At 69.6% G+C, this 15,481-nt stretch carries 10 protein-coding genes; 1 reads left to right on the top strand and 9 read right to left on the bottom strand.

What is annotated here, in order from left to right; genetic code table 11:
• Positions 1 to 12 precede the first annotated feature (12 nt).
• From galE to prmC, 8 genes are all read right to left on the bottom strand, one after another.
• Positions 13 to 1,029, bottom strand: a complete 1,017-nt coding sequence (gene galE / locus RDV84_RS13590; RefSeq protein WP_309150661.1) for a UDP-glucose 4-epimerase GalE — start codon at positions 1,027 to 1,029, stop codon at positions 13 to 15.
• Positions 1,026 to 2,303 (bottom strand): polysaccharide pyruvyl transferase family protein, encoded by a 1,278-nt coding sequence (locus RDV84_RS13585; RefSeq protein ID WP_309150660.1) that lies wholly within the window; start codon positions 2,301 to 2,303, stop codon positions 1,026 to 1,028. Before RDV84_RS13585 ends, galE begins: the two co-directional genes overlap by 4 nt.
• Before the next feature lie 22 nt (positions 2,304 to 2,325).
• A complete protein-coding gene (locus tag RDV84_RS13580; RefSeq protein WP_309153730.1) occupies positions 2,326 to 5,148 on the bottom strand; it encodes a glycosyltransferase in 2,823 nt (940 codons plus the stop codon).
• Between the two features lie 87 nt (positions 5,149 to 5,235).
• Positions 5,236 to 6,324: an ABC transporter ATP-binding protein gene (locus RDV84_RS13575; RefSeq protein WP_425608214.1), complete on the bottom strand. Its 1,089-nt coding sequence runs from the start codon at positions 6,322 to 6,324 to the stop codon at positions 5,236 to 5,238.
• A gap of 62 nt (positions 6,325 to 6,386) precedes the next feature.
• Positions 6,387 to 7,172 carry an ABC transporter permease gene (locus RDV84_RS13570; RefSeq protein WP_309150658.1) on the bottom strand — a complete coding sequence of 262 codons (786 nt, stop codon included), beginning with the start codon at positions 7,170 to 7,172 and terminating at the stop codon, positions 6,387 to 6,389.
• Positions 7,173 to 7,197: 25 nt separating this feature from the next.
• Positions 7,198 to 9,510 carry a glycosyltransferase family 2 protein gene (locus tag RDV84_RS13565; protein ID WP_309150657.1) on the bottom strand — a complete coding sequence of 771 codons (2,313 nt, stop codon included), beginning with the start codon at positions 9,508 to 9,510 and terminating at the stop codon, positions 7,198 to 7,200.
• Positions 9,511 to 10,135: 625 nt separating this feature from the next.
• Positions 10,136 to 11,077 (bottom strand): prolyl aminopeptidase, encoded by a 942-nt coding sequence (gene pip / locus RDV84_RS13560; RefSeq protein ID WP_057948619.1) that lies wholly within the window; start codon positions 11,075 to 11,077, stop codon positions 10,136 to 10,138.
• A gap of 241 nt (positions 11,078 to 11,318) precedes the next feature.
• Positions 11,319 to 12,167, bottom strand: coding sequence for a peptide chain release factor N(5)-glutamine methyltransferase (gene prmC, locus RDV84_RS13555; protein WP_309150656.1), 849 nt, complete (start codon positions 12,165 to 12,167; stop codon positions 11,319 to 11,321).
• Positions 12,168 to 12,780: 613 nt separating this feature from the next.
• On the opposite strand from prmC, the gene RDV84_RS13550 reads away from it, so the two are divergent.
• Positions 12,781 to 14,400: a PKD domain-containing protein gene (locus RDV84_RS13550; protein ID WP_309150655.1), complete on the top strand. Its 1,620-nt coding sequence runs from the start codon at positions 12,781 to 12,783 to the stop codon at positions 14,398 to 14,400.
• A 312-nt stretch (positions 14,401 to 14,712) separates the two neighbouring features.
• Here RDV84_RS13550 and ahpD read toward each other — a convergent pair whose 3' ends face one another.
• Positions 14,713 to 15,240: an alkylhydroperoxidase, AhpD family gene (gene ahpD / locus RDV84_RS13545; protein ID WP_057948622.1), complete on the bottom strand. Its 528-nt coding sequence runs from the start codon at positions 15,238 to 15,240 to the stop codon at positions 14,713 to 14,715.
• Positions 15,241 to 15,481 lie beyond the last annotated feature (241 nt).

The raw sequence follows: 15,481 nt of genomic DNA, 5'->3' as shown, positions 1-15,481 counted from the left end.
GGCGAAGGCGCCTCAGCGATAGCCCTGCGGGTTGTCGCGCTGCCAACGCCAGCTGTCTTCGCACATCTGCGCCAGCGAGCGCCGCGCCTGCCAGCCCAGCAGGCTGCGCGCCAGCGCGACCTCGGCCCAGCATTGGGCCACGTCGCCGGCGCGGCGCGGCGCGACCTGGAACGCGATCGTCCGACCGCTGGCGCGTTCGTATTCGCGCAGCATTTCCAGCACCGATACGCCGCGCCCGGTGCCGAGATTGATGGCCGCGTGGCCACCTGCGCGCTGCAGGTAGTCCAAGGCCTTGACGTGGCCTTCGGCCACGTCGAGCACGTGCACATAGTCGCGCACGCCGGTGCCGTCGAGGGTGTCGTAGTCGGCGCCGAACACGCTCAGGCGCTCGCGCTGCCCGACCGCGACCTGAGCGATGTAAGGCATCAGGTTGTTCGGCACGCCGCGCGGACTTTCGCCGATGCGCGCGCTGGGATGGGCGCCGACCGGATTGAAGTAGCGCAGGCAGGCGACCGCCCAGGCCGGATCGGAACCGCACAGGTCGGCCAGCATGTGCTCGACGAACAGCTTGCTGCGGCCGTACGGACTGGACGCGCCGAGCGCCGCGGACTCGGCCAGCGGCATGCGCCCGGACTGCGCGTACACGGTCGCCGACGAGGAGAAGATCAGGGTCCGCACGCCGGTCGCGGCCATCGCCGCCAGCAGCGCCATGCTGCCGCCGACGTTGTTGTCGTAGTACGACAGCGGCCGCCCGACCGATTCGCCGACGGCCTTGCTGCCGGCGAAATGGATCACGCTGCCGACCTCGTGCTCGCGCATGGTCGCGGCGAGCAAGCCGACGTCGCGGATGTCGCCATGCACGAACGCCGGCGCGCGGCCGGTCAGCCCGGCGATGCGGTCGAGCACCGCGCTGGAACTGTTGGCCAGGTTGTCGACGACGACCACGTCGCGGCCGGCTTCGGCCAGAGCCACGCAGGTATGCGCGCCGATATAGCCCAACCCGCCGGTGACCAGCACCGTCGCGCTCATGCCGCCGGCTCCTCGCCTGCGCCGTCGCGCAGGTCGAACCGGCCGCTTTCGGCGAGCTTCATGACCCGCTCGCTGCGGTCGTCAGCGAGCCGCAAGGCCAATTCGCGTTGCCACACACGCCGGTCCACGGCCTCAGGCGCGGCCGAACGCAACAGTTCGGCCGCCGATGCCGCCCGCACCCGGCCGACCACGTCCGTATCGGCAACCGCACCGTCGCCGAGCCGATGGCGCAGCCCGTTTCGCTCCAGGAAGCCGCGATAACGGTCGTACTTGCGCGCGAATCCGGCATTGAACACAGAGAAGTCGGTCGATTCGTAGAGTTCCGCGGCGCTGGCGCGTCCGTCGAAATCCTGCAGCAACGCATAGGGCAGGTTGAGGTACTCGCACAGCTCTCTCGTGCGCGAATCGCAGGCCAGGTTCAATGCCGGCACGCCGGCCTGCAGCGCCGCCATGCTGCCGTGGAAACGGGCGCCGACGGAAAACTCCATGCCGGCCATGTAGTCCAGCCACGAATCCATGTCGAAGAACCAGCGCGCATGCCCGCGCATCCAGCCCTCCAGTTCCGCATCGGAACGATCGCCGTTGTTGTAGTAGTGGAAGAAATACGCGCGCGCCGCCGCGCTTTCCTCGTCGAACAACAGCTGGGTCTCGCTTTGCGCGATGTAGGCCTCGCATTCGCGCACGGCGAAACTCAGCAGATGGCCGACGGCGTCGCGATAATTGCCGTAGGGCGTGCAATGCGCCACCGTGCGCGGCCGGCGCCCGCCCAGGTCGGGCTTGTCGATGCGGAAGCCGCGGTCGCAGGCGTAGAACAGCGACGGACAGCCGATCACCTCGACATTGCGCACACCGATGCGGGCGAGCACCTCGGCGGTGAAGTGGCCGCGCACGCCGATCGAATCGCTGCGGTGCGACAGCAGCGAAACGAAACGCCGGGTACCCTCGCTCAACTCGACCGGATGTGCATAGGACTCGGCTTGCGCGCCCGCGCCGATCATCACCACCCTGGGCACCGCCAAGCGTTCCAGCAGGTCGGCCAGCCAGCCCAGGTCGGTGGACGGACTGATGAAGTTCGACATCGACAGCACCAGCGTCTCGGCGTCGGGCGGCAAGGCCTCGAGGGCGTGACACTCGCGATGGTCGTCGAGCTGGCGCGCCACCGCCTGTTCGAAAAAGAAGTTGCCGGTATTGCGGACCGAGGCCTCCAGACGCTCGCGCCCGCTCGCGCCGGTCGCAGGGGCGGCATGGACGGTGCGCAGGAAATAAGTGCTCATGCGGGGTCCCTTCGCGCGGTGCTCATGCCGCGCGCGCCGCGTCGATCAGGTCTGCGACTTCGACGTCGATGCCGTTCGCCTGAAGGATCGAGGCGAGCCGACCGAGCGCCACGAAGCCCGCACGGCCTTCGCGCAGGCCGAACGCGGCGTAATGTTCGACGCCGCGCGCCAGCGAGCCGGATTCGACCGCCCTGGCAACATCAGCATGCAGGGACAGATAAGCCTCTTCCTCGGCGGCGACGATCTCGCCCAGCAGCGCCGCCGGCACCGTCGTCGCCGACAGGTACTCCAGCGCCGCCAGCAACACCCTGCCCTCCGCGGCCTCGCTGCGCGGCATGCGCTTGCCCGCGAGCGCGACGCTCAACGCACGGCAGCGCGCCTGCTGCCGCTGCGGCTCGCAGCGCCGCAGCACCGCCAGCGCCACCGCGCAAAACTCCGGCGGTACGCTGGCGGCCGCTTGCGCCAGTGCGATCAGCTTGTCCAGTGCGATCTCGCCGCGGCCCAGTTCGGCCTCCAGCCGGACGTCGGCCAGGCGCGGATCGTAGAGCCGCGCCGTCGCCGCCGGCACCGCCGCCGGCGCGGCATGCAACGCGATCAGATCTTCATCGCCCGACGACGCGTCGGGCGGCGTCGACGCCGAGCGCAGATCCTCGGCGAACGCCAGCGCCATGCGCTGGTTGCCTTCGGCCAGCGCCAGCTTGATCAACAACGCCAGCATGTCCTCGCGCGACAGCCCCTGCGCCATCGTCTGGTGCCTGAGCGCCGCGGTCGGCAGCAGCGAGTACTGCCACCACAGCCGGTTGTGCGCGTCGATGGCGACTTTCTTGCCCAACGCCAGCGACAGCAGGTCGCGCGAAGCCGCGCCGTCGGCGGGCAGCCGGCAGGCGTCGAAGCAGCGGCGGAAATTGCGCACCAGGCTGGTCCGCGAGAGCATGCTCGGCCGGCCGACCTCGTACAGGTACAACGGCCGCGGCACGATCTCCAGGCGCATGCCGGCCTGCAGCAGGCGCAGGAACAGTTCGTAGTCCTCGTGGCCGACGCCGCGCAGTTCGGTGTAGCCGCCGACCGCGCGCAGGGCGTCGGTACGGATCAGCGCGGTCGCCGCGCCGAGGCAGTTCTCCATCGCCGCCACCGATTGCGGGCCACCGATGGGCACATAGCAGACCTTGGCGTGGCGCCCGCCGCCCTGGGCGATCGTTTCGGCCCGGTTCGCCTCGGGCATGAACACATTGAGGCAGTTGACGACTTCGGCGCCGGTCGCGAGCGCGGCCGTTACCAGGGTCTGGACCAGTTCGGGCAACGCATAATCGTCGTCGTCGAGGAAGCAGATGTAGGGCGCGTCGGTCGCCGCCAGCGCGGTGTTGCGCGCCGCGCCGAGATAGCCGTTCTCGCGCCGGATCAGGCGCCCGCCGATCCGCTCGATGAACGGCTCGAGCTGGGCCAGCGCCTGGCGTGCGGACTCGCTGGCCGAGCCGTCGTCGACGACGATGACCTCCAGGTTCGGATAGGTCTGCCGCGCCGCCGAGATCAGTGCATCGACCAGCTTGCCCGGCCGTTCGTAGTGGGTGATGGCGAACGCCACCTTCGGCAACGGCGTCGCGGGCGCCGCCGGCTCCGGCTGCGTCCGCGCCGGCGCGCACTGGCGATGGAAATCCAGCCAGGCCCGCTCGATCTCCTCCAGCGATTGCGCCGGACGCGGCGGCGGCAACGCGTTCTCCACCGCCCAGCGGATCTTGTCGGCCAGGGCTTGCGCCTGCATCGGGCAAGTACCCGGATAACCCGGCTCCAGCAGTTCCGGCCCGCCGCCCTCGACCGAGGACACCAGCGGCATCCCCAGCGCCGCCGCTTCCAGCACCGTGTAGGGGCTGTTCTCGGCCGGCGACGGCACCACCACCAGCGGCGAGTCGAGGCCGGTCAGGTAATCGGCCGCGCCGGAGCGGTCCAGCCCGGTCCGCAGCTTGCATTCCACCCGCCAGCCGCGGCTGCGGTCGGCGAGGTAGGGGCCGGACGGCTGCGCGTCGACCAGACCGAACTTGCCCAGGAAGGTGACCGCGATGTTGCGCTTGGCCAGGAACCCGTCGAGGCGGTCCAGCGCATCGCAGAACACCGCGAAACCCTTGCGGTCCTCGTGGCGGGCGAACATCACCAGGTCGGTGACCGGCCCGCGTTCCGCCGCCGCTGCATCGCGGCCGTCGCGCAACTCGCGCACGATCTGCGAGCAGACGTTCTTGATCACCCGGCTGCGCCCGGGCGGCAGCTCGAAGCCGTGGGCGTCCAGCCATTCCAGCAGATACGCGCTGGGGCTGACTGCGTGGTCGGCGCCGCGGATCGACTCGCGCTCCAGATGATCGATCTTGAGCTGGTCCTCGTGCACGAAAAAGGTCTGGTTGGCCTCGATCGTCCAGCGCGTGGGCCCGTGCAGTTGCACCACCAGCGCCGTATCGGCGAACGCCAGGCCCTGCCGCTTGGCGTTGACGCAGAAGAACCCGAGCCCTTTGTAGTCGTGGAAATGCACGAAGTCGTAGCCGCGCGCCGCCTCCAGATGGCGGAACACCGCATACGCGCGGCGTTCGGGCGACTCGGCGCCTTCGACATGACGGCCGACCTCGAGCACGTCGAGCTTGATCGAACGCTCGCGCAGGCGCGCGCGCAGCCGCTCGCTGTCCGCCTGCGCCAACGGCGCCAGCGGACAGAACAGCAGGTCCACCACCGCACCCTGCGCGGCCAGCAGCAACGCCAACTCGTAGAAGGCCGCGCCGATGCCGCCGCAGCCGCCCACGCCGGGCAGTTCCTCCGTCACCAGGCACACGTTCGGACGCTGCAGGCGCAGGTCGCTGTCTTGCATTGCGTTCACGCTTTTCCCCATCTCGCCGGATCGGCCGGCGCCCTAGCCCCAGTGGTGTTCTTCATCGCCGTTCCGCCCCTGCCTTGCTCAGGCGAGCACCGGCGCCTCGTCTTCCAGCGCATTGGCCAGGCGCTGCAGCGGAGCGCCCAACCGTTCGCGCTCCATGCCGGCCGAAACCAGCATGGTCTGCAGCGATTCGCGTTCGCGGCCGGCCGGATCGGCGAAGGCGAAGCGGAAACCGTATCGGCCCGAACGCTTGGCCAGCGCGCGCAGCACGTCCTCGCGCTCGACCCGGTCGAAGCCCTCGATGAAACGACGTTGGCCGTCGACTTCCACGCACAGCACCTCGATCTCGCGGCCGCGATCGCCTATCGCCCAGCCTTCGATCTCGATCCGGCCCTCGCAGATGCGGACCTTCTCGACGAAACCGCTGGCGTTGCCGAACAGCAGCGGGTCCTGCGCGGCCAGTTGCTGGCGCAGGCGGCCGTCGGCCGCCGAGACCAGGTCGCGATAGCAGGCCAGTCCGTCTTCGATGGCGCCGAAAAACCGCATCCGGCCGGCGTCCAGCACCAAGGCCTTGTTGCAAAGCCGGCGATGCAGTTCGGTGCTGTGCCCGGCCATGACCACGATGCGGCTGCCGTGGAAGCGGTCGGTCATCCGCTCCTGGGCGCGGTGCAGGAACGCGCTGTCGCCGGTGGCGATCCATTCGTCCATCAACAGGATGTCGGGCTGCACCGCGGTGGAAATCGCGAAGCCCAGGCGCGTCCGCTGTCCGGCCGACAGCGTGTGCAGGCGATGGCTGGCGCGGTCGCCGAGGTTGGCGAACTCCAGGATGTCGCCCAATGCCGACTGCAACTGCGCGCGCCGCAGCCCCATCGCGGTGCCGCGCAAATAGACGTTCTCGGCCACCGAGGCCTGTTCGGCGAAGCCCAGCATCGGCGTCAGCAGCGACTGCGTGCGGCCGTGCCGGCGGACCCAGCCGCGGGTGGGTTGGAACGCGCCATTGAGCACCCGCAGCAAGGTGGTCTTGCCCGCGCCGTTGAGCCCGATCACCGCGATCCGGTCGCCGTCGGCGGCGGCGAAGTCGATGCCCGACAGCACGCTGACGTAGCGCCGGGTGCTGCCGCTGAGGCTGGAGCGCAGGCCGAGCTTGCGGCCGACCGGCGTGTTCTGCATGTCCAGCGGCAGTTCCAGCGCCACTTGCTCGGCGCGCAAATGCACGTCCATCGCCATGCCCCTCACAGCCAGGCCGCCACGCGGCGCGCGCAGCCGCGGTACGCCAGCGCCGCCGCGGCCAAGCCGGCCACGGTCAGTATCGGCAGGTACAACCAGCTCGCCGGATCGATGGTTTCGCCGAGCAGGGGCGCGCGCACCGCGACGAGCAGGTGGTGGAAAGGATTGGCGCGCATCAGCAGGCCGGCCGTCGAGTCGGCCGGCACCGCGCCCGGATACCAGACCACCGGCGTCACCAGGAACGCCGCCATCATCACGCTGCCCATCAGCTCGCCCAGGTCGGGGTAGCGCGCCCCGGCGAGGCCCAGCAGCACCGAGAACGAGAACAGATTGACCAGCACCACCGCCAACCCGAGCGTCGCCAGCGGCAGGCCGGCGGGCGTGAAATCCGGCGAGGCGATCGCCGCGGCCAACACCAGCGGCAAGCTCAGCAGGAAGTAGTAGAACGAGCGCGCCAGATTGCGCAGGATGTAGTCGGTCAGGCGCAGATGGCCGTCGTAGATGAAGTACTGGAAGCCGGAAAACACCGAGGTCGAATCGGTCATCACCGCCGAGACCATGCGGAACACCGCGAATCCGAGCGCGACGTGGGCGAGGAAACGCGACGCGTCCAGGCCGGGCTGCATCGAGGCCAGGAACCCGCCGATGCCCCAGATGTAGACCGCCGTGGGCACCAACAGCCACAGCAATCCCAGCCGCATCCGCCGGTAGCGGATCGCGGTGTCCAGCCAACTGCCGTACAGCCAGTGATCCGGTTGGCGCAGGCTTTGGATGAGATGGTTCAACAGCATGAGCGGCTCTTCACGGGGATTGCGGTCATAGGGATTGCGGCAGCGCGCTGCCGATGCGGCTGGCGCGCCCGCGCGGCGGGAACGCGAGATCGAAGTGCAGGCTGTCCAGCGACAGGTTGGGGTTGTAGGCCGGATCGTTGAGCAGCAGCTCGCCCCAGCGGCCGCGCATGATCGCGACCTCGCCGAGGAAGCGCGCGCGTTTCTCGCAGGTATCCTCCGGCCCCCGCGACGCCGACTCGTGGTGATACAGCTCCGCATGCGGCGTCCACACGTTGCGGTAGCCGCGCGCGTGCAGGCGCAGGCACAGGTCGATGTCGTTGAACGCCACCGCCAGGGTCTCGTCCATGCCGCCGACTTCGGCGTACACCCGCCGTCGCAACGCCAGGCAGGCGCCGGTCACGGCGCTGAGGTTCTGGACCACGCCGGCGCGGCCGAGGTAGCCGTTGCTGCCGCGGCGCAGGTGGCCGTGGGCGTGGCCGGCGACGCCGCCGATGCCGAGGATCACGCCGGCGTGCTGGATGGTGTCGCCGGGGTAGTACAGCATCCCGCCGACCGCGCCGACGTCCTCGCGCAGCGCGTGCGAGACCAGTTCGTCGAGCCAGTCCGAGGCGATCACCTCGGTGTCGTTGTTGAGCAGGCACAGCACCTCGCCGCGCGCCTGCGCGGCGGCGTGGTTGACGATGGCGGAGAAGTTGAACGCATGCGGCCAGTCGAGCACCCGCACGTGTTCGCGCCGACGCAGTTCGCCGAGATAGCGCAGCGCCTCCGGCTCGCTGGAGCCGTTGTCCACCACCAGCAATTCCAGCGGCCGGTACGCGGTGCGCTGCAGCACGCTTTCCACGCAGGTGCGCAGCAGCCCGGCGCGGTCGCGGGTGGGCACGATCAGCGAGGCCAGCGGCCGTTCGCGCAGGCTGCGCACGCTGCGGTAATAACCGTGCTCGGTCACCTCGACCCGCGCGCGCACGCCGCTGCGCGCGTGGTGCTCTTCGACGGCGCGGCGCCCGGCCTCCAGCGCATAAGGCTTGGCGCCGCCGGACAGCGCGGTGGACTCGGGCAGCACCCGCCAGTGGTACAGCACCTGCGGGATGTGCACGATCTGCGCGTCGTCCAGCCGCTCGGCGCAGCGCAGCAGCAGGTCGTGGTCCTGCGCGCCCTCGAAGCCCGCGCGCAGCCCGCCCAGTTCGCGCACCAGCGCCGCCTCGATCGCGACGAAGTGGCAGATGTAGTTCTGGGTGCGCAGCAGGTCCGGGTTCCAGGCCGGCTTGAAGTTGGGTTCGAAGCGGCGGCCGCTCTCGTCGATCTTGTCTTCGTCGCTATAGAACAGCCGCGCTTGCGGATGCTCGGCGATCGCGCGCGCCATCTCGGCCAGCGCCTGCGGCGCGAGTTCGTCGTCGTGGTCGAGGAAACCGATGTGGCTGCCGCTCGCCATCTCGATCGCGCTGTTGCTGGCTTCGCAGATATGGCCGTGGTTCTCGCGCAGGCGCAGGGCGATGCGCGGATCGCGCGCGGCGTAGTCGCGCAGCAGCCGGCGCACCGCGCCGGAGCGCGAGGCGTCGTCGGCGATGCACAACTGCCAGTGCGGCCAGGTCTGCGCCAGCACGCTGTCCAGGCAGCGCCGCAGCCACGGCAGCGGCGGGTCGCGCACCGGCAGGACGATCGAGATCGTGGGCCCCGCCGGTGCTGGCGCGGTCGCGGCCGCCTCGACCCCCGCCGCGGCCGCGCGCTCGTAGCGCGACAGCCAGTGCGGATAGGAATGCGCGCCGTGGCGCAATGCGCGGCGGTAATGCTGCAGCAGGGTCTTGCCGCCGTCGGCGATGCGCCCGCGCAGCGCGGCGCGCAGGAAGCGCAGACCGGCGCCCACGGCGTCCTCGCACAACACGTCGCGGCGCGCGCGCTGGATGCCGCACATCAATTCCCACACCGCGCGCAGCCGCGAGATGCGGCGCAGACGAAACCCGTCCAACGCGAAGCGCGCTTCGCTCTCGCTGGGATCGAAACGCAGCCGATGCAGGCGCGTCCCGAACAGGACCACGCTGCGCGAGCGTCCGTCGCGCCCGGGCTCGGCCAGGGCGATGCGCAACGCCTCGCTCACTCCCGCGCCGTAATCGGGATACAGACAGGGCGCGAGGATGCGCCCCTCGTCGAGCCCCAGGCGCAGATCCAGCAGATACCAGCCGGGCGGCGGCAGCTCGCCCTGCAGGCTCTCGACTTCGAACTGGGGGTCTTCGCCCTGCGTCTGATAACGCGGGTGCGCCGACGAGGCGTCCGGGCACAACTGACTGATCGGCGTCAGCCGCAACTGCCGTCCCTGCGTATAGGTCCTTCGTGCCCTGAACATCGCCCCTCGCCGCGCGGCGCGGCCGTAGCCGTCGCATGCGTCTGTCGCTGCCATCGTCGCGGACGTGCCGCATGCATCGGCCGCGCCCCTTCCATTACGGCGGGCGATTGGATGCGTCCTGGCAGGACGAGTCAAGCGGGGGAAGTGCAGGGTTTTTCTGGCGTTTTTTCAGCGAATCCAACGCAAGGCATTGATGCGGATCGTTGCCGCGGGAATGCTCTACACGCTTTTTATGCCATTAACAGCGAAGCAAATAATTTTTCCGGTGCCCAGGCGAGTAGCGGGTTACTGACTGTCCCGGCGCATGTCGCTGCGAACTGCGCGAAGATGCGCACGGAGCGCGTCGCGCGAAGCGGCGGGCATGACGCAAAATCTGTGTCCATTGAACACAAACCCAGCGTCTTCGGCGCTCACCGGCAGGTGCGCGATGCCGACGTCGCCGCCGGCATAGAGACCGGCGGCGTCATCGCTGCCGCCGATCGTGGCCGGATCGACGCAGCGCCGATCCGGCCGTCGCGGCCCGGGTGGTGGACCCGCCACCCGCGACCGCCCGGCGGCGTCGCGCGCCACCGGGCCTCATTCGCCGGGGTCGCGCGCCGGCGAGTCCCGCGTCGGGCTTTCCGGCTCAGGCGAACCGGTCGGTCGCCCGCACCAGCGCATCCACGTTCTCGGCCTCGAACGCCGAATGGCCCGACGCCGGGGTGATGGTCAGCTCGGCCTTCGGCCAGGCCTTCTTCAGCTCCCACGCGTTCTGCACCGGGCAGACCACGTCGTAGCGGCCGTGCACGATCGCGCCGGGGATGTCGGCGATCTTGTGCGCGTCGCGCAGCAGTTGCTCTTCGACCTCGAAAAAGCCGCCGTTGACGAAGTAGTGGTTCTCGATGCGGGCGAAGGCCAGGGCGAACTTGGCGTCCTCGTGGCCGCTGACGAAGTCGTCGTCGACGTGCAGGAAGCTAGTCGCGCCTTCCCACACGCTCCAGGCGCGCGCGGCGTCGAGGCGGGTCTTCTCGTCGGAACTGGTCAGGCGGCGGTGGAAGGCGCTGATCAGGTCGTGGCGCTCGACCGCCGGGATCGCGTTGACGTAGTGCTCCCAGGCATCGGGGAACAGGCGCGAGGCGCCTTCCTGGTAGAACCATTCCAGTTCCCAGCGGCGCAACATGAAGATGCCGCGCAGCACCAGCTCGGTCACGCGCTGCGGATGGGTCTGCGCGTACGCCAGCGCCAGGGTCGAGCCCCAGGAACCGCCGAACACCTGCCAACGCTCGATGCCGAGCTTGGCGCGCAGCTTTTCGATGTCGGCGACCAGGTCCCAGGTGGTGTTGTCCGTCAGGTCCGCGTGCGGGGTGGAGCGGCCGCTGCCGCGCTGGTCGAACAGGACGATGCGGTACTTGGCCGGGTCGTGGAAGCGGCGCATCTTGGCGCTGCAGCCGGCGCCGGGGCCGCCGTGCAGCAGCACCACCGGCTTGCCGTCGGGATTGCCGCACTGTTCGTAGTGCAGGGTGTGGCGCTCGTCGACCTGGAGCGTGCCGGTATCGAAGGGTTCGAGTTCGGGATAGAGCGTGCGCATCGGGGACCTCGCAGTCGGGATGCGCGCAGTTTAGCCGCCCCGGGCCGGCGCTTTCGGTGCCCGCCGCGGCGGTTCGGCCGGCCACGCGGTGCGCGCGGCCGCATTTCACGCGGGCAGAAGCCGGCTGCGGCGACGCGGGCGCGGGCGTTGCGCGCCGTGGGGCTTGCCGATGCGGGCCCGTGGAACGGCCGTGCTCGCAGCGAACCGGTGCGACGCTCGCATGGCCCGTGCCGCGGCGGCCCTAGCCGGCCCAGCGCCCCAGGCTGACCCGATCGCGCTGCTCCCAATCGCGCTCGGTCGCCACCTCGGCGAAACCGGCCTGCGCCAGCAGCGCGCGCACCGCCGCGCCCTGCTCCCAACCGTGCTCGATCAGCAGCCAGCCGCCGCGCCGCAGGTGCGCGGGCGCGTCGCGCGCGATGATCCGGATCGCGTCGAGGCCGTCGGCGCCGGAGGCCAGCGCGTCCGCCGGTTCGAAGCGCAGGTCGCCCTGCGCCAGGTGCGGGTCGGCCGCCTCGATATAGGGCGGATTGCTGGCGATCAGGTCGAAGCGCTCGCCGGCCAGCGGCGCGAACCAATCGCCGTGGCGGAAGGCCACGTTCGCCAGGCCCAGTTCGGCGGCGTTGGCGCGCGCCACCGCCAGAGCCTGTTCGCTCAGGTCCACGGCCAGCACCTGCGCCTGCGGGCGCTCCAGCGCCAGCGCCAGCGCGATCGCGCCGCTGCCGGTGCCGAGGTCGGCCACGCGCGATTCGGTATCCGGCGGCAACCGTTCCAGCGCCAGCTCGACCAGGCGTTCGGTCTCGGGGCGAGGGATCAGCGTGGCCGGGCTCACTTGCAGGTCGAAGCGCCAAAAACCGCGGCGGCCGAGCAGGTAGGCGACCGGCTCGCCGGCGGCGCGGCGTTCGAGCAGTTCGGCGAAACGCGCCCGTGCCTTGGGCTCGGGCGCGTGGTCGTCGTGGGCGAACAGCCAGCTGCGCGAGCGTTGCAGCGCATCGGCGAGCAACAGTTCGGCTTCGGCCGGCTCGATCCGCGTGCGCGCGGCGCGCAGCAGTGCGGCGACGGTCGGCGGCGGAGCGGAGTCGTTCGAGTTCATCGCTCGTATTGTAAGGCGGGCGCTGTGGGAGGGCTGCCTGCTGGGTTCGCGGCGACCTGAAAGAAAAGCGTCGGGCCTGAAGGCCCTCCCACAACAACTAGGCATGCCGCTGAGTTCGCGGCGATCTGAAGTAAAAGCATCGGGTCTGAGAGCACTCCTACAACGACAAAGCCTGCCGCTGGGTTCGCCGCGACCTGAAACAAGTGCATCGGGCCTGAAGGCCCTCCCACGACGACAGGGCCGGCCGCTGGGTTCGCGGCGACCTGAAACAAGAGCATCGGGCCCGAAGGCCCTGCTACAGCGACCGGCCGCAGCCGCTTCACGCGCGGCCGTGCTGCGGCGCAACGCAATCGCGCGGACTTATGTGCGCGGTGTCGGATTCGTCATGGACCGCAGCCGCGAACGCAGCCCGTTGATTGCCCGGGAAAATCTCCGCCGCGCGCTCGGTTTTAAACGTTTTAGCCTTATTTAAATCGATCCAAACGTTGACACCGGGAAATCCCCGCTCGCACTGTCGGCGCGTCGCCGCCGTGGCGACCGCAACGCGCGCACCGTCGCTCCAACGTCCCGCCGCGACCGCGCCGCCGCCGACCATCACTCCAGGGGATCGCCCATGACCGTGCCGCGCCAGCCTTCGACTCCCGCCATTCGCCGTACCGTCCCGGCGCTCGCCGCTCCGGCCCTGGCCGCGCTCGCGCTGGCCCTCGCCGCGCCGGCCGCGTCGGCCGCCGAGTCGGCGATCTTCGGCGGCGGCCCGTTCTATTCCGGCGGGCAGACCGTGATCAACGACCTCAAGGCCTCCGGCTTCACCACCGTGTTCCTGTGGAGCATCCACATCGAGGACAACGGCGACCTGGTCTACAACGACATCCCCATCGTCAAGAACGGCGCCTACACCGGCAGCGACTCCGACTGGCCGGCGCGACTGGCCTCGCTGAAGACCGCGCCGACCTCGGTCAAGCGGGTGGAAGTCTCGATCGGCGCCTGGGGCGTGCCCGACTTCGAACGCATGGCCAAGCTCGCCAACGGCACCGCCGCCGGTTGCGGCAGCACCATCGTCTGCGGCACCGGCAGCAACAGCATCCTGTACCGCAATTTCCAGGCGCTGAAGACCGTCACCGGCGCCGACGCGGTCAACTTCGACGACGAGAGCCACTACAACGTCGCCGACACCACCACCTTCGGCAATATGCTGGTCGGGCTCGGCTACAAGATCACCTTCGCGCCGTACACCAACCAGAGCTTCTGGAGAGGGGTGAAGGACAACCTCGGCGCCTCGGTCGACCGCATCTACCTGCAGGTCTACGACGGCGGCGCCGGCAACAACCCGGCGACGTGGAACACCGCGATGGGCATGACCGTCATGCCGGGCCTGTGGACCAAGCACGGCAGCGGCTGCAGCGCCGGCGACAGCCCGGCTTCGGTGCAGAGCCGCATGGCCGGCTGGAAGACCAGCGCCGGCATCAACGGCGGCTTCCTGTGGCTGTACGACGACATCCAGAAGTGCTGGGCGCAGGGCACCAGCGCGCAGTACGCGGCGGCGATCAACAACGCGCTCAGCGGCAATACCGCGCCGGTGGCGAATTTCGGCGTCAGCGTCAGCGGCCTGACCGCGAACTTCAGCGACTCCTCCAGCGACGCCGACGGCAGCATCGCCTCGCGCAGCTGGAGCTTCGGCGACGGTTCCAACTCGACCGCGACCAACCCGTCGCACACCTACGCCAGCGCCGGCAACTACACCGTCGGCCTGACCGTGACCGACAACGGCGGCGCCAGCAACACCAAGACTTCGACCGTTTCGGTCGGCGCCGGCAACGTCAATCTCGCGCTCAACAAGCCCACCACCAGCTCGGCCGCGTGCAACAGCAACGAAAGCGCGGCCAAGGCGATCAACGGCAGCGTGTCCGGCGGCACCACCGACAAGTTCTGCTCGCTGGCCTCGCCGGCCTGGCTGCAGGTCGACCTGGGCTCGGCGCAGACGGTCGGCGGCTTCACCGTCAAGCACGCCGGCGCCGGCGGCGAGTCGGCGAACTGGAACAGCAAGACCTTCACCATCCAGACCTCGACCAACGGCAGCACCTGGAGCACCCCGGTGTCGGTGACGGCGAACACCGGCAACACCTCGACCCATGCGATAAGCGCGACCTCGGCGCGCTACATCAAGCTCAACGTGACCACGCCGACGCAGAACGGCGATCCGGCTACGCGGATCTACGAGTTCGAGGTGCGTTGAGCGCGAGGCGCCGCCGCGGGTCTTTCCCGCGGCGGCGGCGCTTCAACGCCTCCCTGTAGGAGCGGCGCGAGCCGCGACCAACCGAAGCGTCGAACGAAAGCGAAACCATCCGAAGCCCAGGACACCGCACGACGAGCGCACCCATGTTCGTGGAACGCCGGCTTCGGAAACGCAAGTGGCATGACGTCGCTTCGGTTGGTCGCGGCTTGCGCCGCTCCTACAGGTAGCGAACCGATTTCACGCGCAAAAAAAGATCGCCGGTGTTGCCACCGGCGATCCCCTACCACCATCCAACTTTTAAGCGTTCGTCGCTCAGGCCTGCTCGAGCGCCACCGCGACCGCGTGCACCACCGCGCCGATCTTGAGCGCGCTCTGCACGCCCTGTGCGCTGATCTCGTGCTTGCGCAGCACTTTCTCGTGCGAGTCCATGCAGGCGCCGCAGCCGTTGATGGCCGACACCGCCAGCGAGGCCAGTTCGAAGGTCATCTTGTCGATGCCCGGGTTGGCCATGACGTTCATGCGCAGGCCGGCGCGCAACTGGCCGTACTCTTCGTTCTGGATCAGGTGGGTGGCGCGGTAATAGATGTTGTTCATGCCCATCACCGCCGCCGCGGCCTTGGCGCCGGCGATTTCCTCGGCCGACAGCTTCTCGGCGGCGAACGCTTCCACCGCTTGCGTCAGCGGCTTGTAGCGCGAGGCGATCGCGCACGACAGGGCGATGGCGCGGATCTGCTTGGCGTCCAGGCCCTGCGAGCCGGCGTCGCTGAGCACGCTGTCGAGGTTGAGCTTGAGGTCCTTGGCGTAGTCGGGCAGCGAATTGCGAAGATCGGTGAGGCTCATCGGGAAGCTCCTGAATTCTCGGATCGGGGGACGGCCGCGCAGCGGGCGCGCGCGAGCGCCTGGCGGGCGTGCGCAGGCGCACGGCTGGCTGGGAACTCGTCGAGGGCGTAGCGCAGCGGCGCGATGCAGCGGTGTAAAAAACAGCCGGGGCGAACCCCGGCTGCAGGCACCCGCACGGAGGGGAGGGAGGCCGGTGCGACCGGCCGCATGCGGGGTGGTGCCGAAGAAGACTGCGCGGCCG

The organism is Lysobacter yananisis (genome assembly GCF_031199375.1).
GTDB lineage: Bacteria > Pseudomonadota > Gammaproteobacteria > Xanthomonadales > Xanthomonadaceae > Lysobacter > Lysobacter yananisis.
The sequence above is the reverse complement of the archived record's forward strand: the minus strand, read 5'-3'. Positions and strand labels throughout refer to the sequence as shown.

Coding starts and splice junctions, on each gene's coding strand:
- galE (WP_309150661.1), bottom strand. CDS start 1,029: ATGAGCGCGACGGTGCTGGTCACCGGCGGGTTGGGCTATATCGGCGCG.
- RDV84_RS13585 (WP_309150660.1), bottom strand. CDS start 2,303: ATGAGCACTTATTTCCTGCGCACCGTCCATGCCGCCCCTGCGACCGGC.
- RDV84_RS13580 (WP_309153730.1), bottom strand. CDS start 5,148: ATGCAAGACAGCGACCTGCGCCTGCAGCGTCCGAACGTGTGCCTGGTG.
- RDV84_RS13575 (WP_425608214.1), bottom strand. CDS start 6,324: ATGCAGAACACGCCGGTCGGCCGCAAGCTCGGCCTGCGCTCCAGCCTC.
- RDV84_RS13570 (WP_309150658.1), bottom strand. CDS start 7,172: ATGCTGTTGAACCATCTCATCCAAAGCCTGCGCCAACCGGATCACTGG.
- RDV84_RS13565 (WP_309150657.1), bottom strand. CDS start 9,510: ATGTTCAGGGCACGAAGGACCTATACGCAGGGACGGCAGTTGCGGCTG.
- pip (WP_057948619.1), bottom strand. CDS start 11,077: ATGCGCACGCTCTATCCCGAACTCGAACCCTTCGATACCGGCACGCTC.
- prmC (WP_309150656.1), bottom strand. CDS start 12,167: ATGAACTCGAACGACTCCGCTCCGCCGCCGACCGTCGCCGCACTGCTG.
- RDV84_RS13550 (WP_309150655.1), top strand. CDS start 12,781: ATGACCGTGCCGCGCCAGCCTTCGACTCCCGCCATTCGCCGTACCGTC.
- ahpD (WP_057948622.1), bottom strand. CDS start 15,240: ATGAGCCTCACCGATCTTCGCAATTCGCTGCCCGACTACGCCAAGGAC.